Consider the following 23,602-nt stretch of genomic DNA (forward strand, 5'->3'; position numbering starts at 1 on the left):
CTACCCCCGAGCAACAGCGTGCGGCCATGCGAATTGCCAACCGTCAGGCCGTCGTTCACTTCGCAACCTGGGCGGCAAGTGGCGTCGTGTTCGTCTTGCTCAACCTAGATTCCGGCGGCGGCGTGGCCTGCGTGATCGGGGCCGCTCTGTTGTTCGGCGGTGCGACCACCTCTTGCATGGGTTATCTGGTCACACAGCGAACACTGCGCCCGGTCATTGCCGCAGCCATGAGGACCGCGACGGCAGATACGAAGGTACCCGGGGTGCTGGCCAGGCTAGTGATCACCTGGATGCTCTTCAGTACCTTGCCGATCGCTGGCATCGCGGTAATCTTGCTGGCCAGCTCCAACGGATGGTTCGTGCGGAAATCGGCTCCCGTAGCGACTCCGATTCTGATACTCGCCGCACTCTCGCTGGTTCTGGGAATTCGCGCAATGGTCCTGGTTGCGCGTTCCATCTCAGACCCAATTCATAATGTGGTGGATGCGATGGCCGAGATCCAACACGGCCGAGGCGCCTACGTGGCGGTGTACGAGCCATCCGAAATCGGCCGTCTTCAAACAGGATTCAATCAGATGGTGGCTGGACTGGCGGAACGTGAACGGCTCCGCGATCTGTTCGGTCGTCACGTCGGCGCCGACGTTGCGCAGCGCGCGCTTCAACAAGACCCTGCCCTCTTCGGCGACACACGCGAAGTAGCAATCCTGTTCGTGGACATCGTGGGATCAACAGCGTTGGCCGCAGCGCGACCGCCCCGGGAAGTCGCAGAGATCCTCAACGAATTCTTCGGTATCGTGGTCGAGGCTGTCGACAACCGGCAGGGGCTGATCAATAAATTCCAGGGCGATGCCGCGCTAGCCGTATTCGGTGCGCCGTTGCGCATTGAGGAGCCCGCATCGGCAGCATTGGCAACGGCACGCGCACTTGCCAGCCAACTAGGGAAGCTCTTGCCCCTTGTCGACTTCGGTGTGGGGGTGTCGGTTGGCTCCGTGTTCGCCGGCAACGTCGGTGCCGAGCATCGCTATGAATACACGGTCATCGGAGACCCGGTCAACGAGGCTGCCCGCTTGGCAGATTATGCAAAGCAACAGAATTCCCGAATCCTGACGTGTGCCAGCGCAATCGCGCGTGCCAGTGCCACCGAGCGCCGGCACTGGGTGCAGCACGGGTCCGCCGTGCTACGTGGCCGACTTACCGCGACGGAGCTTGTAGTACCAATCAATAACGACTAGGCGCACCAGCCGCGCGGGCCCATTGCCCAATAGCAGCTGACTCAACGTTCACTGTTGGCGATGGCGACCATCGTGGCGACGTCGACGAATTTGACCCGTGGCCGCGAGGCGTCCTTACCCTTCTTGCATTCCGCAGAGTTGATGGCGCACCAGCCGTGCCAGTCGATGGGTTTGGCGCCGCATTGACCGAGCAGCTGGTCAAGCGCCGAGTGGTCGTTCACGTCGCGGGCAAGCCGGCCCTTGTCGAAGTCCGCCCATAGGCTGGCCACCGTCTCTTGGGCACAGGTGCGATTGGTGCCGATCACCCCGCGGGGCCCGCGCTTGATCCAGCCGGTGACATAGAGCCCAATGATGGGCTGACCCTGCCCGTCGAGCACTCGGCCGCCTTGGTTGGGCACGGTACCGGTGGCGGCTTCGAATGGCACACCCTCGATGGCCATGCCTGTGTGGCCAATCGACCGCAGGATCAGCGACGTTTCGATCAGCTCGGCATCGCGGTCGGGATCGCCGGATACCAACGAGCCACTGGGACCGAAACTGTTGTGCACCAACCGTAATCCCTCGACATCTCCGTCGCCGACGATCTCGGCCGGCGAGACCATGAAGCGAAATACGATCCGTTTGTTGTCGGGCGACGGCTGACGCTGGGCGAACCCGCGCGCGATGTCGAGCTTCAACGCCGTCTCAACAGCCTCGGTGGGATTGGAGTCCAGGTCGTCGCTGTCGATGATCACGTCGATGCCAGGTAGCTGTCCCAGCGCGTGAAACTCTCCGACCGAGAACGCGGCGTCGCGCGGGCTGCGTCGCGCCAAAATGACAACCTCACGAATCTTGCTGTCCGCCAGAGCCGTCAGTGCGTGGTCGGCGATGTCGGTCCTGGCCAATTCTTCGTGCGGGAGAAGCAGCATCCGCGCCACGTCCAGCGCGACATTGCCGTTGCCGATGATCACCGCACGTTGGCCAGACAGATCGAACGTGTCGCGGGCGTGGTCGGGATGGCCGTTGTACCAGGCGACGAAATCGGCGGCCGCGTGACTGCCCGGTCGGTCCTGGCCGGGGATGGCGAGGTCACGGCTTCGTGACGCCCCGACCGCGTAGATCACCGCGTGATGATGCGCCATCAGGTCGTCGTGGCTGATGTCGCGTCCCACTTCAACATTGAGGTGACAACGCAGTCCAGGCTTGACAAAGGCGGCGTCGAAGATATCGACGACCGATTTCGTGTCCTGATGGTCGGGCGCCACGCCGGCCCTGATCAACCCGAACGGTGTAGGCAGCCGCTCGAACAAGTCGACTTCGACACCGTCGACGCGCAGCAGTTCGCTGGCTGTGTAGCAGGCCGCCGGTCCGGCCCCGACGATCGCGATCCGCAGTGGGCCAGACGCGACGGGCTCGTGATCCGCGGGGGTCGACGGCATGCCGGAGTTCAGCGGGTGCCGCTCGAAATAGGCTTCGTTGATATCGCGAAATCGCTCTAACTCGGGCGGCAGATCCTCGTCGGCGTAGATCGCATCAACCGGGCACTCCTCCAGGCAGGCGCCGCAGTCAATACACGCGACCGGGTCGATGTAGAGCATCTCCGACATGGTGAACTCGCCCGGCTCGGCCACCGGGCGGATGCAGTCCACCGGGCACACCGGCACACAACTACCGTCTTTGCAGCAGTTCTGGGTGATCACGTAGGCCACCGCTTCCCCCTACTAATTGCTGCCGAGCCACGACGGCGGGTTGTCGACCCGGGGTTCTCCCAGCTTGGTTCGGATGACCCCCCACGGATCGGCGTACTGACCAGGCGCGTCGCGGTAGGCGGCTGGGCGTTTCAACAGCTGCTTCACCAGAGGACGGAGAGGCCGCAACGCATAGCGCTTCCACCCTGTCTTCGCGCGCATCTCTTCAAGCATCTCCGGCCACGAACGCTGCTGAAATGCCAACGCCTCCTGAGCTCGGGTGGTGTCCATCCAGTCGGTGACGAACCAATCGTCGTTGTTTTCCGGATTACCGGGCCGCCCTTGGCTGAACACGCCGGCCAGCCCCGCGGCAGCGACGAGAGCGGGCCCAATCTGCACTTGTCTCAACCGGTGCGAATCGTCGCCGGCGACCAACAGGGTTTCCCCGACGACGTCGGCCGTGGTAGCTGCGGCGAAGGCCGCCGCTACGTCGCGGACATCGATCGTGTGGACTCGGCCGTCGGTCGGCAGGGCGCTCTCGAACGCCACACCGTCGGAACTGAGGGGCATGGCCCTCAGGTCGACGCTGAGGACGCCTCCGAGTCGCAGCACCACCCATCCCAAGCCCGATGATCGCACCTGTTCTTCGGCCTCGAGCTTGGTTGCGCCGTACACGTCATAGGGTTTCGGTGGAGTATCCGCGTGCTCCAAATCGTGTAGACGGTGCGGGTTGCGAGGGCCGTAGACGGCATTGCTCGAAGCTTGGATGAATCGCGGGGGGTTCGGCTGCCGCGCGGCTGCACGCACCAGCGCCGCGGTAGCGTCGATGTTCACCTTGCGGGCCAATTTCGGGCTGCGATAGATCAGTGGCGGTATGACGGCGGCCAAGTGCACGATCGCAGCGGGTGACACCTCGGAAATCAGGCGAGTGACCGCGGTCGGATCTGTCAGGTCCGCCCACCGGGCTTGCGCACCCGCGGGCAATGCCTGAGCCGCCTTGCGTTGGGCAGGCGTGCCGAGGTCGGTGGCGACCACCCGACGACCATCGGCTGCCAGCCGCTTTACGGTAGCCGACCCGACCAGGCCGAATCCGCCCGTGACCAGCACGGTTTCTGACATGGGATGAACTTCCTAGTGGGGCGTCATGCTTCAAAATCAGCAGCAGTGCCGCTCATACTGCGACTATATCATTATCTTTTAAGTAGAGTATCATGTTCGAAACACTACCTGCCGCACACCGTAGGAAGGGCGCCGATGAACCAGAAAGGCTTGGATAACCGGGAGATCACCAAGTGGGATCCAACCCTCACTCAGAGGGTCAAGAACGTGGTCGGCCCGATCATCAAGCGATGGTTCCGGGCAGAGGTCCGAGGCCTGAGCGCCTTCCCGCTTGGTGGAGCGCTGGTGGTGTCGAACCACTCCGGCGGCATGCTGACCCCTGACGTGATGGTTTTCGCCACCGCTTTCTACGAGGCGTTCGGATATGACCGCCCGGTGTACACACTCGCGCATGACACGTTGTACGTCGGACCCTTCGCCGATTGGTTGCCGCGCGTCGGCGTCATTCATGCCACCAGGGAGCACGCCGCCGAGGCGCTGCACTCCGGGGGGGTCGTGCTGGTGTTTCCGGGCGGTGACTATGACTCATACCGGCCCACATCCGCAGAAAACATCATCGATTTCAACGGCCGGACTGGATACATAAGGAGCGCCATCGAGGCCGGCGTGCCGATTGTGCCGATCGTGTCCATCGGCGCGCAGGAGAGCCAGCTATTTCTGGCGCGCGGTACCGGTCTGGCCAAGCGCCTGCTCCCGAAGCGGCTGCGGACCGAAATTCTGCCCGTGACCATCGGTTTCCCGTTTGGCTTCAGCGTGTTCTTCTTGCCGCCCAACCTGCCGCTACCGAGCAAGGTCGTCACCCAGGTGCTGCAACCGATCGACGTCCTCGCTCGTTTCGGCGAGGACCCTGACGTCGCCGAGGTAGACGCCTACGTGCGCTCTGTGATGCAGGCCGCTCTCGATCAGCTCGCCCGCGAGCGCCGCTTTCCCGTGCTGGGCTGACGAATGTCACGCCCAGATCTGTTGTGTAAGAAGTGAAGCGACTCAACGGCATGGATGCCTTGCTCCCCCCGCACCGGTTTTGGTCCGCCGCAGGCCGTTCGACCGCACTGCATTAGAGACGGCAAATGGCCGCTCCCACGCAGTCCCTAACCAGACGTGGGAAGCATGTCTTGCCAGCTTTTGGGCGCCGACGGGCTGACGAGGTTGGATTGCCGATACAGCTGCCGGTCCGGACCGACATACCCACCGGTGAGGGGGTCGTAATGAACGACGGCCAACGATGGGCCACGCCCAGAACCGTTGCCGCCGAACGAACTCGGAGCCGCATGAATCCCCCCGCTTCCGGGCCCGGCCGGAGGCGAGGGAACGTCGGGGACGTCAATCGGCGCGATGGGCGGTAGCCCCGGCGAGACCGCTTGGGGTCCGGTGGCCGCCGGCGGCGGTGTGGGGTTTGGGGCGCCCGCCGGTGCTCCCGCCGTCGGGGGCGGAAGCGGTCCCGCAGGGCGCGGCGTTCCCTCCAGGGGTCCGAAGATCCTGTCGCGGTAGAAGCCGACCCGGTCATCGGGCGGGATGCCCTGCGCGAGCAGGTTGGGATCCAGCGGGGCAGTGCCGAAGATATGCTGGCGCATCGCCAGCGGTTCGAATGGCTTGTCGCTGTTGCAGATCTCGACTGTCGGCGCGCGCTTTCCCGGGTGCCCCATACATGGGTAGTTGCGGGCACCCCGAACCGCGATCGGCGAGTCCTGCGGCAGTTTGCAGTACAGCCCGTCGGGGGTATCGATCGTGGTGGTGTCGGCTGGGGAACGCCATTGGCTGGGCGGGAGGAAACCGACGGTGCAGGCCGGCGGATCGTTGACGGTGATAGCGAAGTCGCTCACGGCCATCCCGGTCGGGTTTTTCGTAGGAATCAGCGATTGGATAACCGCGGTGAACGGCGGTAGCAGCACCAGCACTTGTTCCAGCGAAGCGTGGTAGGTCACGGCGATCTGGCCAACGGTGGTGAGGTTGGCCAGCAGCACCGGCAGCGTCGGTTTGATTTGGTCGAGCAGCCGGGACACCTCGTTCAGCGCTTCGGGTCCCTTATCGAGCAGGCTGCGCACCTGTGGGTCGTCGGTTACCACCTGCCCGGTGACTCCGGAAAGGCTGCGTGCCCATAGCCGGATCGCGTCGGTGGTCTGCGCTTGCGCGTCGAGCAACGGCGCGGTGTCCTCGATAAGGGTTCGGGTGCGGTCGGCGACGCCGTTGAGGTCACCGGAGAGCTGTGCTGACGAGTCGAGCAGCGAACCGAAATCGTAGCCGGCCCCGTTGAATGCCTTGAAGGATTCGTCGAGCAGCGCGCTGAGCTTGCCCTTGGGGATGCTGTTGAGCAATGCTCTGGTCTGATCGAGCAGCGGCCCGACCGGCTCCGGGATTTTCGCGTCACCCGTGGCGATCACTGAGCCGTCGTGCAGATAGGGCGGCGAGTTGGTTCGCGGCCGCAAATCGACGTACTGTTCGCCGACCGCCGAGATGCTGCGCACCTCCGCTTGCAGGTCTGCCGGGATCTTCGGCGACGAGCCAAGAGAGAGAGTGGCTTTGGTGCCATTGGAGGTCAACGTGACCGCGGTGACCTTGCCCACCTGCGCGCCGCGGTAGGTCACGTTGCTGAACCGGTAGAGGGCGCCGCCGTCGGGTAACTCCAGCGTGACCGTCATCCGCCCGATACCCAGCAGAACCGGCACCTGAATGTAGGAGTAGGCCAGCACGGCCACCCCGATGATCCCCGCGATCGTGAAAATCGCCAGTTGGACACGGACGAAACGGGTGAGCATCAGCGGGTCCCGTCCGTCGGTGGGCTCGCATGCGGCGGCATCGGCGCTTGCGCGGGGCCTCTCTCAGCCGGGTTCGGTGGGCCCAGTAGCGGCCGCGGTGGCGGTGGTACCGGCGGCGGTGCGCCCGGTGGTGGTAGCGGCAGCGGTACGGCCGGTACCGGGGCGGGCGCTGCGGTGGGCGTCAGCGGGGCACCGACGGGTGGCGCCACCGGCCCGGGAGCTGACGGGTGAAGCGGGTCGGGCGTGTATTGGTACCGCAGGTATCCGGGGTCCCCGGGTGCCGGCACCAGTTCGGCGCCCAGCCGGCCCCAGTGGGTGCCCAGCAGCACGCTCTTTCTGAGCCGGGCGTTCGTCAAGTCGAGGGTGAAAAACCCGTTGACGTAGTCACCCCTGATGGCTCGGTCGACGACATTTTGGTTGAACGGGTAGGTCGGCGCGTATGCGAGGACCGCGTCGAGATCCGGACCGACGTCAGCGAGCGCACGGATCGTCGGCTCGAGGTTTTTCAGGTTCTTGACCAGATCGGCCCCTGCGTCGTTGACCAGCCTGGTGGCGGTGTCGCTGAACAGGCGCAGTTTGTCCAGGGCGGTGATGATGCGGGGCCGCTCGCTGATCAGCACATCCAGCGCGGGCGGTATCTTGCGCAGCGCCTCGCTGATGACGTCGCGTTGTCCGGCCAGTGCGCCGGCCAGCCGGTTCAATCCCTGTATTGAAGCGACGAGGCTGTCGCGTTGTCGGTCGAGGGTGCCCACGAACTTGTCGAGGCGCTCGAGCAGATCGCGCACAGCGGTCTGGCGCCCGGACAACGCGGAGTTGAAATTGTGGATGATGTCGCCAATCTGTCCCAGGCCTCCGGCGTTGAGGACCACGGACAGCGACGACAGCGTTTGCTCGGTCGACGGGTAGGTCGCCGACGTATTGAGCGGGATGGTCGCGCCCGGTTTGAGCCGCCCGGTCGCAGGCTGGCCGGCCGGTGCATTGAGTTCCAGATGCATCGACCCAAGCAGGCTGGTCTGTCCGACACGGGCAACCACGTTGGCGGGCACAACGGCATCATGCTTCACCGAGATCTCAACGTCGGCGTGCCAGGCTTTCACCGCCATCTTACCGACGCTGCCCACAACGACGTCGTCGATCAGCACAGGCGAATTCGGTTCCATCGTGCCGACATTCGCGATCTCGACGTGGAAGATGTCAGCGCCCGGCCCGCGTCCGATCGCCCCGGGCAGGGGCAGCGAGTTCACCCCGTTGAACGCGCATGAGGTCGAGGCCAGCATGATGCAGGCGATGACCAGCACCCGCCGCGCCGGCACCCGGGTGAGGTGTGCAGGTCCGGCTTCTCCTCGGGCCACGAGTCCGCCGCGCCGCTGGGCGGTCACGGCCGCGGCCCTTCGGCCGGCAGCAGGCCCGGGATGTTGGGCGGCGGTGGTGGGGGTGGCGATTCGCCGGGCCTCGTCGGCGCTGGTGGTTCGGGCATCGCCGCTCCCGGTATCCGTCCCGGCGGTGGTGGTGGCGGGACCTCGGGAATGTCGCCCGGCAGCCCGGTATAGGCGGACACCGCCGGCGGCAGCTCGGGCGGCCCGGCCTTGGGGCCCTCGCCGCCGGGTGCCAGCCGCGGCTCGGTGTAAATGATGTTCTGCTTGTCCGCCGATGGCATCAAAAAGGGGTTGATCGGGATAGGGAGTTCGTTGAAGTTGAACAGCGCCAAGGGGTTGAACACCCGCAGCGCCGGGCTCAGATACAGGCTGCACAGCTTGCCTGATTCCGTCGCGGTGACGTTCTCGATGGCTCCGAGCTGCGAGCAGTAGGCGTTCACCGGGTTGGTGAAGTTGGGGACCGCAAACGCTCCCTTGATGGCTCCCGTGTCGGGGTTGTAGTCGTTGTAGCCGTTCGCGAGCGCGTTCGGCGTGACGTGCAGGACGTTTTCCAGCGCCATGTGGTTGTCGACCAGCACCTGGGTGAGGTCGGCCAACCGCTGAATCTGCTCGGAGGTCTGGTCGCGACTTCCCGCGATGAACCGCTGCACCTCGCCGACCGCTGTCGACAGATTTGTCAGCGCCGCGTCCAAATCGGACCTGCTGTCGTCGAGCACGCTGGACAGCGTGGCGAGCCGGTTGTTGAACTGCACGATTTGTTGGTTGCTGTCGCGCAACGCGGTGACGACGGTCTGCAGGTTCTTGATGATTTCGACGATGTTGCCGCTGCCGCTGGCCAGGATCCGCCCCACTCCGGATAGTTGTGCCAGCGTCTGCCGCAGCTTGTCGCCGTTACCGCCGAGCGCGGCCGCGGCGCTGTCGATGAACCGTGCTATCGAGGGCGTCGACACCTTGCTGTTAGGTCCCAAATCCGTTGTCAGCCGGGCTAACTGGGTTTTCACCTCATCCCACTCGACGGGTGTCGCGGTCCGTTCGACTGGTATCACCGCGCCGTCGCCCATGATGGGCCCGCTCGTCCGGTAGGCCGGGGTGAGCTGGACATAGCGGGCAGCCACCAGGTTCTGAGCGACGATCACCGCTTTGGCATCCGCCGGAATGGCCACGTCGCGCCGGACGTGCAGGGTCAATTTGATCTGTGTCCCATCGGGTTGGATGGCCGAAATGCTGCCGACTTTGAGGCCCGAGACCCGCACACTATCCCCGGGATAAATCGCGATAGCGGTGGTGAAGTAGGCGGAGATCGTCTTCGGCCCCAGATACGCGTTGCGGATCACCAATGCCGCACTGGCAACGATCAGCGCTGATAGGACGATGGCGAGTGCCGCCGTAAGCCTGCTGCGCGATATCACCGCGATCCTCCCGGAATGCCGTTGTAGGGGAAGGGCAAGAGCGCCCGGGGCCCGGCATTGTCCGGTGGTGCACCGGGGGCTCCGTTGGCGCGGAAGCCGAAGAAATAGTCGTAGAACGGCTGGAAGATTTGGCTTATCAGAAGGTTCGGGACGTACGCGGTGTAGTAGAAGCCCGAGGACACGGACTCACCCTGCGTGAGTTGATACTTCGCCAAACCCGGCAGCGCCTTGGCGATGCTGTCGCGGTTCTTCTCCAGCATTGCGGTCACCGAATTCAGCTTCTCCAGCGTCGGTGCCAGCTTTTGCTCGTTGTCATGGACCAATCCAGAGAGCTGCTTGGCCACCGCGGAGGTGTTGGCCAGCAGCCGCACGATCGCCTGCCGGCGCGTCACCAGGACGTCGAGCAAATCGTTGGCGTTGAGAATCAGTGTGTTGAGCTGTTGACTTCGTTGCGACAGGATTTTGGTCACGTCACCGGCACTGTGGAGTAGCTCGCCCAATGTTTGGTTGCGGCCGTTGAGAGTCTGCGACAGTCGAGTCACGCCGTCGAAGGCCGGTCCTAGTTGCGGCGCGATTTGGTTGAGTGTCGCCGATAGGGTGTCGAGAGATTGATTGAGGGTTTCGGTGTTCGTGCCGGCGATGTCCGTTGTGAGGTCGCCGAGAGCCTCGCTGAGCGAATAGGGCGAGGACGTGCGCGAAACCGGGATGACCGCCATCGGATGCAGCCTGCCGCTGCCGGCCGATTCCAAGGTGAGCACCCGCTGGCCCAGCAACGAACCGGTTCGCACATGCGCGGTAGTTTCCGACCCGAGCTGGACCGTCCCGGCAAGGGCGAAGGTCGCCAATACATCGCCGTTATGCAGCGAGAGGTTCGACACCGTGCCGAGTTTCATTCCCGACACCAGCACGTCGTTGCCTTCCTCAAGGCCGCCCGAATCGGAAAGCAGCGCCTGATATCTCACGGCTGTGGCACGCTGCAGCAGCTGGTCAGGCGACAGCCCCACGGCGATGACCAGCACAACCAGGACAACGCCGATAAATCCCGTCCGGATGAGGCCGGCTCCGCGATATTTAAGCATCGGGCTCCGCGCACCTCCCGCCTTCTTGCTTGAAGATGGGCGATTCCACGGTGCGGTACTGCAGATCCGAGACCCGCAGCGATAGTTGGCAGAGGTAGTACGGGAGCCAGCTGCCGTATGAGCCCAGCCGGACGAGTTTGCGATAGTTTTCCGGCAGCTTCTGCAGTGAAACGTCGATCTTGCCCTTGTCCTGATCGAGCAGTGGGGCCAACCGGCTCAGCTGGTCCACGGTGCCGGCCAGCGGCCGCCGCGCCTTGGTCAGCAGATCGGTCACCGAGGCGGTTCCCTTGTCCAGGGAATCGATCGCCGCACCGATCGTGGCGCGGTCGTCGGACAGTCCCGAGATCAGCCGCTGCAGACGATCCACCGCAGCCGAGAACTTGTCGCCATCCTTGGTCAGCGTGCCGACCACCGTGTTGAGGTTGTCGATCAGTTGCTGCACCGTTTGGTTGTTGTCGGCCAACGTATTCGAAAACGACGACGTCTTCGACAGCAAAGACTGCAGGGTGCCGCCTTCGCCCTGGAAGATCTGCACCAGTGCCGCGGTGAGCGCGTTGACATCGTGCGGGTTCAGGCCCGTGGTGACGGGTTTCAGGCCACCGAGCAGCAGGTCGAGGTCGAGCGCCGGTGCGGTCCGGTCGGCCGGGATCTGTGCACCGGCAGACAGCACCTTGGTCGATCCGGGCCCGTCGACGAGCTCAAGATAGCGGTCCCCCACCAGGTTGAGATAGCGAACGACGGCCCGGGTGCCGTTGCTGAGCACGACGCCGCGGTCGGCGTCGAACGTCACCAACACCTGCTTGTCCGGTCGCAGCGAGACGCCCTTGACGGTGCCCACCCGAATACCGGCGACGCGCACCGTCTGACCGGTCTTCAACCGGGACACGTCGGCGAAGACTGCGGAATAGCCCGTTGTCGAACCCGTGCGGTACTGACCGAAAATAAAGAACAAGGACACAGTCAGTAGCACCATCACGACCGCGAAGGCCCCGAACTTGACGATAGTCGCGCGAAAGCCCCTCATCCGGGCTGCCCAATCTGCATGGTGTTACGCGGCGGCCCGTCGAGCGGCCCGTACAGCAGCTGTTTGAGGGCATCGGAGTTGATCAGCAGCTGCGGGTTACCGTACTGCCAGGGGTTGGCACCGACATCGGCGACGACGTACGGCGGCGCCACATCGAAGGGCACGACCGGAAGGTCGTGGCATTGCGGGCCGCCCGTCGCGCCGACCTTGGGCAGATTCGCCGGATACCGATACCGTTCAGCGCCGAATTCGAAACCGATCAACACGTCCACACCCGGCTTTAGCAGCGGCGCAGCGTGCGTATTCTGGGCGGCCCCGCTAAGGCCACAGGTCAGCGCCTCATGGTACTGGTTCGTCAGATCGGTGGTCGGTAGCAGCAGATGCAGAACCTTGGTCAGCGCTTGCCGGTTGCCGCCCACCACGTCGTTGCCGATGTCGGCCAGACCGATCGAGCTGATCAGGAACGCTTCCAGATTGCGTTGCTCGTCGACGATCGTCTGACTGATCCGGGTCGCATTATGGGCCGTTGCGAGGAGATCCGGCGCGGCGTCGGCGTACGCGTTGGCCACCGCGGGGAAGGCCGCCAGATCGTGGCTCAGCGCCGGAAGACTCCGATCCTGGATCGCTAGAAACGAATCCAGATCGCTGAGCATCTGTCCGATCTTGTGGCCGCGGCCGTTGACCGCGGACGCGATCGCACCGAGGGTCTCGTTGAATTTCGCGGGATCGACCTTCGACAACACCGACGTCAGTTCCTGGAACACCGTGTTGATTTCCACGGTGACGTGTTTGCTGTCGAGAACCTGCCCGGCCCGCAATCGCTGTGGCGAGGGATCGGCGGGCTGCACCAGCTCGACGAATTTGGCGCCGAAAACCGTCGTCGACGTGATGTCGACGAGCACATTGGCGGGGATGAGGCGTAGCTGGGAGGGATCCATCGCAAGATGCAACGCCGCTTGGCCATTCGGCCGCGACTCGATCGAGGCGACCTTACCCACCTGCACGCCGCGCATCTTGACTTTGGCGTCGGGGTTCATCACGAGGCCGGCGCGCTGCGACACGACCGTTACTGGAACGGTTTCGGTGAAACTGCCCCGGAACAAGCCCACGGCCACGGCCACAATCCCGGCAATGACGGCGACGGTCGCCAAACCCACCAGTGCGGGTATCCCCCTGGGTGACATCGGCTGTTCCTCTACCCCGACAGGTTGAGGTTTCCGTCGGAGTCCTGAACAACGCACCCAGTGGCCGCAGTCAACGTGACCGGTTGTTTCAGGGTCATCGGCGCTCCTTGCTGTGAATTTGCGACCCGCTCGCTACGAGCCGCTAACCCATACGCGGCGATAAGGTTGGGGTGACGGGCGTAGCGCTCTACGGTCTTGTATTTCGATAATCTGATGTGAGGCAAAGTAGAGCATAGTGCTAGCACAGCGGTAGGTCAGCGTTTCGGCAGCATTGGCAGGTATGGAGTCCTGCGGCCCTGGCGGCGAGCGGTTTGTTTCGCTCATCGCCCAACCCAGGGTGAGAACAGCATCCTCCACGGTGTGCGGTGGGCGCGCATGGCGTGCCGCCCACTTCGCGCGGTGCTTGCGCAGCCACTGCTGCAGGGCAGCGTCCTCGGCGGGCAGACGGACCGCATTGCCGAGCAAGCTTGTCGTCGACTCCCCGCTGGCGCTGAGCAAGGTGTGCGGCGACGGCGGCGGGTTTCTCGTGATCCGGATAGACAGCAACTCCGGTGAGCGGCTGCTGCACCAACTCGAGCTCGACCGGGGCGTCGTGGTCTATTTCAACCAGATGATGGTGGTCGGTGAGATCGCCGTCCGCGAAGGCCCGCGGGCATTCGGAGCGACGTCGCCTCAGCAGGTCGTGATCTGGGAGCAGCTGATGGACGCGAAGACCGTGCTCTGCTGACCGCCAACACCGACACCGTCTGCGTGATCCCGCACCTCAAAGTCAATGCGGACGGCTGATGTCATTGAGGCACCACCGCACATGTCGCGTTCATTCGGGACGGCCCACAACCCGCTGGAGCAATTCAGATGCGGGCCATCGGCATTGCCGAGGGCCCACCGCTCGTGCCCGAGGATGACACCGGCGTGCTGCTGAAGGAAGCCGCCAGCATTGGGGTGGTGCGGTGGCCCGAGCCGAAGCCCTATCCCTCGGTTCTGATTAGCCAGGGCGCGAACGCTTTTCGCAGTGCTTCGCACTGCCGGTCGAAGAATGCGCGCGAAACCGCGGTGAAAGGCGCGACTGCGTCGAATCCGTGGAAGGCGCCAGGCACTATATCGATTTCGCATGCCCCACCAGCCTCTTTAAGACGGCGGCCATAGTCGATGTCCTCGTCGCGCAGCGGATCGAGGGTTCCCACGCCGATCCACGCGGGCGGCAGCCTAGAGAGGTCGGTGTGCCGGGAGGGCACAGCGGCATCGACATCGGCCCCACGCAGGTAGGAGTCCCAGCCCAGTCGGTTGGTGTTGGGGTTCCACATCCGATAGCGAGGATTCTCGATGCCAGGGCGGTCGCTAGAGCGGTCGTCGACCATTGGGTATACCAGCAGCTGGAATAGCGGTGCCAACTCGCCGCGGTCGCGCGCCAGCAGCGCTAGCGCCGCCGCCAAGCCGCCGCCGGCGCTAGCGCCGCCGACGGCAATCCGCCTGGAGTCGACGTCTGTGTGGTGGGCCAGCCATTTCAACGCCTCATAGCAGTCCTCGAGCGCCGCGGGATACGGGTGTTTGGGCGCGAGCCGGTAGTCGACGGCGGCGACCGCGACACCGAGCCGGCGCGCGAAACGTCGGCATAGCCGGTTATCCTGGGCTGCCGACCCGATGACGTACCCGCCGCCGTGGATCCACATAAACGCACACCCGGTGTCTTGGGACTGCGGCGGTCGGTGAAGCCACACATTGGCACCGCTCGGCAGTCCTGCCACCTCGACATTCTTCGGAGCGCGCCGTCCCTGCAGTCTGGACAGCGCGCGCATGATCGGCAGCGTCTTGCGAGTGAAGGCGCCTCGGGGCAGAACCCACGCGATCTTGCGCAGGTCGGGATGGAACTCCTGAGGGTTGGACATCAGACCGGGAAGGTGACACCGGTGAGTTCCTCAGCCACTGCCCACAGCTTCTTCTGGACGGCCACATCGAGGGATTTGGCGCTGGACTTGACCAATGTCGGGTAACCCCTGAGCTCAAACGGTCCACGCGGACCCCAGTACTGGCCCCCGCGCACCTGCGGATCGGTGGCGGCCAGTAACTGGGGCAGCGCTCCCATCGCCGGGTCCTGGCCGATCACTGGGCCGGCCCACCTCATCAGCGGTGCGAAAGGCTTCCACACGTGGCGTGTCAGCTCCGAATCGGTGAAGCCTGGATGGGCGGCCACCGCAATGGTCGGCCTTGCCGCGGCGGCGAGTCGCCGCTGCAGCTCGTAGCAGAACATCAGGTTGGCCAGCTTGGATTGGGCGTAGGCGGCCCCCCGGTTATAGCGGTGCTCCCATTGCAAGTCGTCGAAATGTATTGCGCCGCCGAGTTTGTGGGCGTTGCTGCTGACGATGACGACTCTGGAGCCATCGACCGCCATGAGGTTGTCCAACAGCTGGCCTGTGAGAGCGAAATGGCCGAGATAGTTGGTGCCGAACTGCAATTCGAAACCGTCGGGGGTTACCTGTTTGGGCGGAATCATAACTCCGGCGTTATTGATCAGTAGATCGATGCGCGGATAGGCGGCCCGCAAGGCTTCGGCTGCCTCGTGCACCGACTGCAGCGAGCCCAGATCGAGCCGCTGAACAGCGACATCGGCGTCGGGTGCGGTATCCCGAATCCGAGTTTTGGCAGCGTTGCCCTTGTCGATGTCGCGGACGGCCAGCACCACTGTGGCGCCACGCTCGGCCAATACCCGGGCGGTGTCGTAGCCCAGACCGGTATTGGCACCGGTGACGATCGCCACCCGCCCGGTCTGGACAGGCGCATCCGCCTCGGTCCATTTTGCCGCTGACATAGAAATGACCCTCTCTCTGAAGACGACACGAATACTGTTGTGTTTCTGGCTTTTCCATACGGTGCTGTCGGAGTCGACCCTGCTGCAAGGAGAAGGTCCCCCACGCGCATTGGCTGCGTCGCACGGCGTCGCGAGCACAACCAACCCGGCCACAGCGCGGTGACGGTATGCTTTCTACATAAGAACATCATTCTCTACATCTGCACCTACTAGATGCCCTAGTTTGCACCTGTTACACTACATACGCGGTGTCCGCCCTATTCGCCCGGTGGTAAGAAGCGAGCTCATATGGACTGGTTTGACCGGAAAATCGTCGAGTGCGTCGTCATGCGGGCCCCGCGCGGGGGCGTTCACGATGAGGATGTCCCGAGTTCGGCATGAGCGCTCACAACCTTCGCAAGCGGTTCGCCAGGATTGTCGCGAAGCTGACCACCCACGCTGGCCACGTCTATGACCGTGATCGCGCACTGAGGGCTCGGGCGCACAGCGTGTTGGGTTCTCCGTGTAACCCGCTGATCGAAGATCTCGAGGAGACCACCCAGTTGGTCGAAAAGAAGGGACGCCCCTTACAGAGTGTTCCCCGCGCCAGTCACTCTTTTCGCGGTGTGTACAGGGTCTGGGGAATCCATACGGGTCTGGTTTTTCTAGCAGCCTCTCTGACCCGTGATGGGCTCGACAAACGTCCTGCTGTTAACCACCTCATAGCCCAATGAGCCTGGTCGACAGCGCAAGAGGCGTCTTACAGATTGGAAAACCATTAGCTAGTTCCGCCCGCTTGAATATTGCCGGCGCTGTGCGCGTCCACAGGCGCGGGTACGAAGGCTGGACAGGTGCCGTGAACACCGATTACGACCCTCTTGACCGAGCGACCGCGGCCCAGCCCTTCGATGCGTATCGGGCGCTGCATCGCAGCGGCCGTGTGCATTACAACCCAAAGCGGGCGACGTTCATCCTGCACCGATTGGACGACGTCCGCGCGGCGCTGCGCGATACCGATCAGGTGACGAGCACCGAAGGTGTCACCAGGTTCAGACTCACCGCTCCATTGGTGGTGTTTACCGACGACGAGGAACACACCAAGCTTCGCAAGCAGGTGCTGCCCGGATTCGTCACCGGTGCGTTGGACTGCTGGTATCAAAAGGTCGAAGAGTTGGCTGCAGAATCAGTCGCCGACGTCATCGCCGATCCCGGTTGTGACTTGGTGCGGCGGTTGGCTATACCGTTACCGATGACGGTTATCGCCCACATGCTGGGTATACCCGACGGCGACATCGACGATTTCCGCCGGTGGTCCGAATCCGCTGTGCGGATCATGGAAATCTCGCCGACTGTACGCGGTATCGCCGAAGCCGCAAAGGCGCTCGGCTCGGTGCTGGCGCTGCGGCGCTATTTCCTCGCTGAGTTCGCCAGTGGCACCTTGAAGGGGTCCGACACGGTTTTCGGCCGTCTTCTTGACCACAATACTGAGGGAGATCTCACCGACCAGGAACTGTTCTTCATCGCAATCCTGCTTTTGATCGCCGGCAACGAAACAACCACAAACCTGTTGGGAGGGATGTTCGATACGCTCGCCAGGGATCCGCACACCTACGATTTGATCCGCGCCAATCCAGACCTCATCCCGAGCGCTGTCGAGGAGCATTTGCGGTTCACGAGTCCGATCCAGAACACGTTTCGGTACACCCGCGGGGACTATCGAGTCGGTGAGGTCACCATCCCGCGTGGGTCACGGGTGCTGTTGTCCTTCGGAGCCGCTAATCGCGATCCGCTCGCCTTTCCCGAACCCGACGAATATCGGGTGGATCGCCACCCGCGTACACACGTGGGGTTCGGCTATGGGGCGCACCTGTGCATCGGCGCCCCCCTGGCGAGGCTCGAGGCGCAGGCAGTGTTGCGTGAGTTGGTCGAACGGGTGTCGCGGATATCCGTTGATGGCGAGACGACATGGTCCGACAACATTTCGCTGCGCGGCCCAACCCGCTTGCCGATTCGCCTCACACCGGCGTAGCCGAACTAAATGAACAGTGATGGGGAAACGCGCCGGCAGTAAGGGGCGGCCGAGATAATTTGGGTTTCGTCACGGCAAATGTGCTGAGCAGCGTTGGACCGCACGACCAATCTTCTTTCACCGCTGAACGACAAGGAAGATCATCAATGGCTTTCGTTATCACCCAGAGATGTTGCAACGATGCCAGTTGCGTCGACATGTGCCCGGTCGATTGCATTCGGCCCTCTCCAGATCACCCCGATTTCGCCACGACCGAGATGCTCTACATCGACCCGGGAGCCTGTATCGACTGCGGCGCCTGTGTGCCTGCCTGTCCGGTCAGCGCGATCCGCTACGAGGAGGACCTGCCCGACCCGTTGAAGCGGTACAAAGAAATCAACGCGGCCTACTTCGATCGGCATCCGCTGCATGCGGACGCGGCGCTTTTCCAGGAGCCGCATCGTCCGTCTGAGAAGGTGGAGACAATGCGGGTGGCCATAGTCGGTGCGGGACCCGCGGCATGCTATGCGGCCGACGAGCTCTTAGCGCGCATGGATGTTGAGGTCGAGATGTTCGAAAGGTTGCCGACGCCGTACGGACTCATTCGCGCCGGTGTAGCCCCCGATCACGCGGACACCAAACGCGTTGCCTCGGTGTTCGAACCCAGATTCGTTACCGATACTTTTGATTTCCACCTCAACGTCGAAGTCGGAAAGCATGTCACGCATGAAGAGATCATGCGCCATCACCATGCGGTCATCTATGCGGTCGGCGCATTCGAGGAGAGGAGACTCGATATAGCCGGGGAGGATCTGCCGGGAAGTCACCCCGCGTCCGACTTTGTCGCCTGGTACAACGGACATCCTGACTACGCGGATATCGAGTTCGACTTATCCGGAGAGCGGGCGATTGTCGTTGGCAATGGCAACGTCGCACTGGACGTCGCGCGAATCCTGATGCTTGGTACCGACGAACTTCTACGCACCGACATCGCCGACAATGCGCTAGACACTTTGCAGCGCAGCAATATTCGGGAAGTCGTACTGCTCGGTCGCCGCGGACCTCTCCAGGCGGCCTACTCGTCGTCGGAATTTCTGGCGCTCGGCTATCTGCCCGGTGTGGACATCGTGGTCGAAGAGCGTGATCTGGATGTGGACCCTGCCAGCAGGGCGCTGCTCGAGGATCCTGAGGTGGAGCCAGCTCTCGCCCTGAAGATGGAGATTGCCCGAGAGTTCGCCTCTATGCCGGTAGACCCGGGCAACAAGCGCATCGTATTCCGCTACTTGGTCTCGCCCGCTGAGATTCTCGGTGCTGACCGGGTCGAAGGCATCCGGATGACCAAGAACGAACTTGTCGAGATTGACTGCACGTTGCAGGCAGTGCCGACTGACCAAACCGAAAAACTCGATACATCGCTGGTGCTGCGCTCCACGGGCTTCCGTGGGCAGCGTCTGCCTGACCTGCCCTTCGACGAGCGCCGCGGAGTAGTCCCCAACGAACACGGCCGGGTAGTCGGTGACGATGGCCGGCCACTCACGGGTGTGTACGTGGCCGGCTGGATCAAGCGCGGCACCACCGGCACGATCGGCACCAACAAGCACTGCGCCCGAGAAACGATCACCAGCCTCATCGACGACTTTATGTCCGGCCGGCTCGAGACCCCGGATGGCGATCGGCGTTCGCTGAACACTCTCCTGGCGCGTCGTCAGCCCGACGGCATTTCCGGGAAGGGCTGGCGCGCCATCGACCAAACCGAGCGTCAGCGCGGAGGGGCCGCGGGCCGTCCGCGGATCAAAATCACCGACGTGGCAGAGTTGACTGATATCGGGAAGAAAGGGGAACAGCGGGCGTGAGCCAGGTCCCTTCCAGCACTCCTCTTGAGGCGCCTTCGGTACCGGTGAGGGTCCGCTGATCGCGCTGGGCCTGCTTGAGATCGAGGCCGGCGCAGAACGCCGGATCCGCACCGTTCAGTACCACCGCGCGCACCGACGTATCACGATCGGGGTGCACCAAAGCAGTGTGCAACGCGCTGATCAAGTCGGTGCTCAACGCATTTCGCGACTGGGCACGGTTCATCGTAAACACCCCGGGCCGCGCGCGTCCTCGCACAACACGAGCTGGTGGTTCAAGTCACCCATGTTGTGGCCCTTGGCAATTGGTTGTCACTCAACGGCAGGCTCACCATGTCGGGTCGCGCTGCGGTGGTCCGATTAATTTTCACGGTTTCGCAACTCGATGTCCGTCCAGCAGACCGGTCAACCCGCTCGGTTGGTGGGGTCCGATGGCGATCTGCTCGACGACGCCGACGCCGCGACGCTCGCCCATCGTGGCGGTAACAAGGTTTTGGATGTGAATTGAGGCGAAGTCGGTGGGATCGAAGTCGTCGAGCCGGATCGACTCGCGCCCGGTCTCCAGCGGCCCGTGGATGGTTCCGTGACCCCATTGTGGGTGCCAATAGCCGATCCCGCGCATGCGGAAGGTGAACTTCTTCTCGACTTCAACCAGGACTTCGCCCTCGTCGGGGTCCTCGAACCACAGTCGCGCGCGTTTGATTTCTCGGCGCCCGGGCTCCCAGTCGAGTTCGTAACGGATGTCGTGACATTCGCGGACACCGGCTGTGCTCCAAGGGGGTGCGCCCTCGGGAATGGGATCGATGACCAGAGCGGTCTCAAGCCACCTCCTGCCGTCTTCGTGTTCGTGCACAGCCAGATGAGTGAAGCGGTCACCGAAATGCAGTGGCGCCCATAGCCAGAACACTTGGAACGGCATGGGCTGTCGAATCACCTGGACCTGGTCACCAATCGGGCGCACCCCCCAGGAGCGATCCCGCGTGCCCGAAACCTCGGTGGGGTCGATCTTCAGCTCGTCGCCGTCGACGCTGACCGTGCCTTGCCAGCTACCCCACTGGGTCAGACGCGTGTGATCGGTGAGCAGGATTCCCTCGGGCGTGCGTCGCTGCTGGCGGGGTTCCTCGACGGAAACAGTGGTGGCCCTGAACAGCAGGTCGCACGCGATGCCGTGCTCATTGGGCTCCACGACATAGCGGATGGTGCGCATCGGGTCGACCACCTCGATGCGAATTGGCCCGACGGTGGTGGACCGGTCGGTCGGCATCGCACCGGAGGCGAACACCGAGTGCTCCACTCCGTCGCACACGATGCTGAATGCGGCGTCGATCACGCCGCGCACCGGGTAGTGACCCATTGCCGCGCCGAAATAGAACTCACCGTCGCGTTGATGTCCGTTGAACCAATACCGGTCGTAGTGGTTGATATCGCCGGTGGCGGGGTGGGCGATCGGATCGGCTGAGGGGTGGATCGGAAAGTCGTCGAACGGGCTGAGCATGATCCTCCAGGTGGTCATAGTTTGGCGACTGCGCCACCGTCGACATCAAGGACGGCGGCGGTGATGAAAGCTGCTTCGTCGGAAGCCAGGAATGCCACGGCAGCCGCGACGTCCTCGGCGCGGCCATGGCGCTTGAGTAACTGAATGTTCTGATAGTGGGACCAGAAGAGGCCATCCTCGCCGAGGACACCTTCCCACTTGTCGGTCAGAATGCGCCCTGGACGCACCACGTTGACTCGCAGCCCATGCTCGCCGCCGCGGCCCGCGAGATGCTTTGCGAGCCCTTCGATCCCGGCCTTGCTCGCCTGGTACGCGGCCGAGGGCTGAAAGCCACCCATCCGTTCCATCTCGTGCGCGCCGACACCCATCCACGCCGAAAGCGACGAGATGACAACAATGTTTCCCTTTGTCGACACCAGATGCGGCCACGCGGTCCGACACGTGAGCATCGTGCCGTGCAGGTTGATGTCGATGAGCTCCCGCCATTGCTCGACGGGCTCGTCGGGCCAGGGTCCGATGTTGGCACCGCCCGCGTTCGCGACGACCACGTCAAGCCGCCCATAGCGGTCCACCGCCGCATAGATGACGCCGGATACCGACGCCGCGTCGGTAATATCCGCGGCAATAAACGTCGCTCCGTCAGGCAATGCGGACTCCGGCGGATGGCGTGCACAGGTGACGACCGAAGCCCCTTCGCTGACGAGGCGTTCGACGATGCCGCGCCCGATTCCTGTTGTCCCTCCGGTCACGATCGCGACCCGGCCGCGGTAACGCTCAGACACTGGAGATCACCAGCATCTTGCCTTCGCTCGTTGACCTCACACGCTCCCAATCCTCAATGCCGTCACAGCAGAGACATCGCGTCCAGGTCGGTGATCGCCGTCGACGACCGCTCGGCCATCATGGTGAACATCCGATCGCCCCGTGCGGTGGGCTGGGCAACGGACGCGCCCAACACGGTGATGAACGGGCCTTGGAACAAGCCGTATCGGTAGTCCTCCCAGCACTGTTCGGCGCCGTAGCCGTCGACTCCTAGCGCGACGAGGCGACGATGGTAAGCCTCGACGATGCCCTTCTCGCCAGCGCGACGGCTCGCGGTCGACAGACCAGTGGCGACAAGGAAGGCGACATCGCGCAGCGGAGACCCGACCGTGACGACCTGCCAGTCGACGGCTACCACCGGGCGGGGGGCATCGGATTGAGCGAAGAGCAGATTATCCAGTCGGTAGTCACTGTGCAGCATCGCGAACGGTTCGGGTCGCCCGGCCGCCCAATCCACGAATCGATCAGCGAACTGGTGCAGCGTCGCCGCGGTGCTCCGGCTCACCGCATAGCGGTCCAGGAACTGCTTGGTGGCGTCCACCAGGATCCCGGCAGCAACGTCCGGGTACGCCGCGAGATCTGGTATGAGCCAGTCGAATTCGCGAAGCGACGGGTCGTTCCAGGTCGGCGCGTGCAAGCCAGCGACGTTGACTGCGGCCGCACGAGCCTGATCGACAGAGCAACCGGCGATCTGGTCGCCGGACTGCGCGGGTGCAAGGTCCTCCAGCACGAGCGTGAATCCGTCGCCGCACTCGTTCATCGCGGCGAAATAGCACCGAGGGATGTCGAGCTGCAGCCGATTCGCGACCTCGCGGTAGAACGTCGTCTCGCACCGGTAGCCCAGCTGGCCGGCGGCGCGACTTGCCGGATCGGTGGCCGGCAACTTCACGATCAGCCGGCCCGGACCATCGCCGGCGTCGTAGCCAATGAACAACCGATAACACGAACCCATCTGTCCGTTGCCAACCGGCTCGGCGGTCACACGGCACACGGTGGCAGCGATGCCGTTCTGCGCAAGAACAGCCGTCATCCACTCCGGGGTGACGGCGTCCACCGACTCCAGGGCCGTCGCTTCCATCAGCAAGCCGGTTGGAAGCCGCGTGCGGCGACGACCTCCGCCTCGCGACCGTACGCTGCCCACATCAGCACGTATTCCGTGACTCGTCGGTCAAACAGTCCATCTGAGCTCGCTTCTAGCCGCCGGGGGTAAGGGAGATCACCGCGAAAGTAGAGTATCTGGTGCTCGCTGGATAGACATCACATGCACAAATAGAAAGTAACATTCTACCCATGGAAGCACAGGGTGGCTCACGGGCGGCGAGGCGGGGCTGCGGCATGAGTGGCTGGCACCAGGGTGGCTGAGGCGCCGGCGCGATCAGGCCTGTGAGGTGCAATACGACCCGCATACGCTCGGCGAACTGGTGCGCCGCTAAGGGCCAGGTCGAAACAACCTTGCACAGCGCGAACTGCTCCGGCCAACGAGAATGAACCAAGTGGACGATTGGGTCGAATCCGACTTGGCGTGGGAACTGGCTGATGCGATCAGCCCGCTGCTGGCCGAGCGTGACCGCGTCCAGCTGTACGCGGCCATCGGTTCGGGCGACTCCTACACCGCGATCGATGCACTGCTGCGGACAATGGCAGATCAGCTATTACCCATGCCTGCCGAGTTCATACCCAAACTCGCCGGCTGGCTCGACGTCTACGTCCACAGCGATGACGCACCACGACTGCTCGAACTACTCTGTGCCATCAAATCATTGCGCTGATGTCTCGTTACCAAACGAGTGTCTCAACCG

19 protein-coding genes and 1 pseudogene are annotated in these 23,602 nt (G+C 63.6%); 6 read left to right on the forward strand and 14 right to left on the reverse strand.

All coding sequences use genetic code 11. The features are described 5' to 3' along the window. The first annotated feature begins 278 nt into the window (after positions 1 to 278). The gene (locus VGH54_RS00645; protein WP_414688605.1) at positions 279 to 1,232 is read left to right on the forward strand and encodes an adenylate/guanylate cyclase domain-containing protein; all 954 of its coding nucleotides are present in this window, start codon (positions 279 to 281) and stop codon (positions 1,230 to 1,232) included. Positions 1,233 to 1,273: 41 nt separating this feature from the next. Here the strand turns inward: VGH54_RS00645 and VGH54_RS00650 are convergent, their stop codons facing one another. Then, positions 1,274 to 2,920, reverse strand: a complete 1,647-nt coding sequence (locus VGH54_RS00650) for an FAD-dependent oxidoreductase (protein WP_331510011.1) — start codon at positions 2,918 to 2,920, stop codon at positions 1,274 to 1,276. Between the two features lie 12 nt (positions 2,921 to 2,932). After that, positions 2,933 to 4,018: an NAD(P)-dependent oxidoreductase gene (locus VGH54_RS00655; RefSeq protein ID WP_331510012.1), complete on the reverse strand. Its 1,086-nt coding sequence runs from the start codon at positions 4,016 to 4,018 to the stop codon at positions 2,933 to 2,935. 135 nt (positions 4,019 to 4,153) lie between these two features. On the opposite strand from VGH54_RS00655, the gene VGH54_RS00660 reads away from it, so the two are divergent. After that, positions 4,154 to 4,960 (forward strand): lysophospholipid acyltransferase family protein, encoded by an 807-nt coding sequence (locus VGH54_RS00660; RefSeq protein WP_331510013.1) that lies wholly within the window; start codon positions 4,154 to 4,156, stop codon positions 4,958 to 4,960. Positions 4,961 to 5,106: 146 nt separating this feature from the next. On the opposite strand, the gene VGH54_RS00665 is transcribed toward VGH54_RS00660, so the two are convergent. The 6 genes from VGH54_RS00665 to VGH54_RS00690 form a co-directional block, all read right to left on the reverse strand. Continuing rightward, positions 5,107 to 6,771: an MlaD family protein gene (locus VGH54_RS00665; RefSeq protein ID WP_331510014.1), complete on the reverse strand. Its 1,665-nt coding sequence runs from the start codon at positions 6,769 to 6,771 to the stop codon at positions 5,107 to 5,109. Further along, on the reverse strand, positions 6,771 to 8,048 hold the full coding sequence (locus VGH54_RS00670) for an MCE family protein (protein ID WP_331510029.1): 1,278 nt from the start codon (positions 8,046 to 8,048) through the stop codon (positions 6,771 to 6,773). Before VGH54_RS00670 ends, VGH54_RS00665 begins: the two co-directional genes overlap by 1 nt. 98 nt (positions 8,049 to 8,146) lie before the next feature. Beyond that, complete coding sequence (locus tag VGH54_RS00675; protein WP_331510015.1) at positions 8,147 to 9,556, reverse strand: MCE family protein; 1,410 nt, start codon at positions 9,554 to 9,556, stop codon at positions 8,147 to 8,149. Then, a complete protein-coding gene (locus VGH54_RS00680) occupies positions 9,553 to 10,635 on the reverse strand; it encodes an MCE family protein (protein WP_331510016.1) in 1,083 nt (360 codons plus the stop codon). The genes VGH54_RS00675 and VGH54_RS00680 overlap by 4 nt, the downstream gene beginning before the upstream one ends. After that, complete coding sequence (locus tag VGH54_RS00685) at positions 10,628 to 11,659, reverse strand: MCE family protein (RefSeq protein WP_331510017.1); 1,032 nt, start codon at positions 11,657 to 11,659, stop codon at positions 10,628 to 10,630. Before VGH54_RS00685 ends, VGH54_RS00680 begins: the two co-directional genes overlap by 8 nt. Continuing rightward, a complete protein-coding gene (locus tag VGH54_RS00690; RefSeq protein WP_331510018.1) occupies positions 11,656 to 12,843 on the reverse strand; it encodes an MCE family protein in 1,188 nt (395 codons plus the stop codon). The genes VGH54_RS00685 and VGH54_RS00690 overlap by 4 nt, the downstream gene beginning before the upstream one ends. A gap of 454 nt (positions 12,844 to 13,297) precedes the next feature. Here VGH54_RS00690 and VGH54_RS00695 point away from each other — a divergent pair, with 454 nt between their 5' ends. Continuing rightward, positions 13,298 to 13,570 (forward strand): hypothetical protein, encoded by a 273-nt coding sequence (locus VGH54_RS00695; protein WP_331510019.1) that lies wholly within the window; start codon positions 13,298 to 13,300, stop codon positions 13,568 to 13,570. Positions 13,571 to 13,811: 241 nt separating this feature from the next. On the opposite strand, the gene VGH54_RS00700 is transcribed toward VGH54_RS00695, so the two are convergent. Both VGH54_RS00700 and VGH54_RS00705 read right to left on the reverse strand, forming a co-directional pair. Beyond that, the gene (locus VGH54_RS00700; protein ID WP_331510020.1) at positions 13,812 to 14,729 is read right to left on the reverse strand and encodes an alpha/beta hydrolase; all 918 of its coding nucleotides are present in this window, start codon (positions 14,727 to 14,729) and stop codon (positions 13,812 to 13,814) included. Then, positions 14,729 to 15,649 carry an SDR family NAD(P)-dependent oxidoreductase gene (locus VGH54_RS00705; protein WP_331510021.1) on the reverse strand — a complete coding sequence of 307 codons (921 nt, stop codon included), beginning with the start codon at positions 15,647 to 15,649 and terminating at the stop codon, positions 14,729 to 14,731. The genes VGH54_RS00700 and VGH54_RS00705 overlap by 1 nt, the downstream gene beginning before the upstream one ends. A 709-nt stretch (positions 15,650 to 16,358) precedes the next feature. Here VGH54_RS00705 and VGH54_RS00710 point away from each other — a divergent pair. Together VGH54_RS00710 and VGH54_RS00715 are read left to right on the forward strand one after the other, a co-directional pair. After that, on the forward strand, positions 16,359 to 17,657 hold the full coding sequence (locus VGH54_RS00710; RefSeq protein ID WP_414688606.1) for a cytochrome P450: 1,299 nt from the start codon (positions 16,359 to 16,361) through the stop codon (positions 17,655 to 17,657). A gap of 146 nt (positions 17,658 to 17,803) precedes the next feature. Then, positions 17,804 to 19,489: an FAD-dependent oxidoreductase gene (locus VGH54_RS00715; RefSeq protein WP_331510023.1), complete on the forward strand. Its 1,686-nt coding sequence runs from the start codon at positions 17,804 to 17,806 to the stop codon at positions 19,487 to 19,489. A 58-nt stretch (positions 19,490 to 19,547) separates the two neighbouring features. Here the strand turns inward: VGH54_RS00715 and VGH54_RS00720 are convergent. From VGH54_RS00720 to VGH54_RS00735, 4 genes and pseudogenes are all read right to left on the reverse strand, one after another. Then, positions 19,548 to 19,712: pseudogene (locus VGH54_RS00720) on the reverse strand (enoyl-CoA hydratase-related protein); the annotation flags it as partial. 141 nt (positions 19,713 to 19,853) lie between these two features. Next, positions 19,854 to 20,999: a hypothetical protein gene (locus VGH54_RS00725; protein WP_331510024.1), complete on the reverse strand. Its 1,146-nt coding sequence runs from the start codon at positions 20,997 to 20,999 to the stop codon at positions 19,854 to 19,856. Then, on the reverse strand, positions 20,996 to 21,763 hold the full coding sequence (locus tag VGH54_RS00730) for an SDR family NAD(P)-dependent oxidoreductase (RefSeq protein ID WP_331510026.1): 768 nt from the start codon (positions 21,761 to 21,763) through the stop codon (positions 20,996 to 20,998). Before VGH54_RS00730 ends, VGH54_RS00725 begins: the two co-directional genes overlap by 4 nt. 62 nt (positions 21,764 to 21,825) lie before the next feature. Further along, positions 21,826 to 22,881, reverse strand: a complete 1,056-nt coding sequence (locus tag VGH54_RS00735) for a phosphotransferase (RefSeq protein WP_331510027.1) — start codon at positions 22,879 to 22,881, stop codon at positions 21,826 to 21,828. Positions 22,882 to 23,296: 415 nt separating this feature from the next. Here VGH54_RS00735 and VGH54_RS00740 point away from each other — a divergent pair, with 415 nt between their 5' ends. Next, on the forward strand, positions 23,297 to 23,572 hold the full coding sequence (locus VGH54_RS00740) for a hypothetical protein (RefSeq protein ID WP_331510028.1): 276 nt from the start codon (positions 23,297 to 23,299) through the stop codon (positions 23,570 to 23,572). Positions 23,573 to 23,602: the final 30 nt, after the last annotated feature.

The sequence above is a fragment of the Mycobacterium sp. genome (assembly GCF_036488105.1).
Taxonomy (GTDB): Bacteria; Actinomycetota; Actinomycetes; order Mycobacteriales; family Mycobacteriaceae; genus Mycobacterium.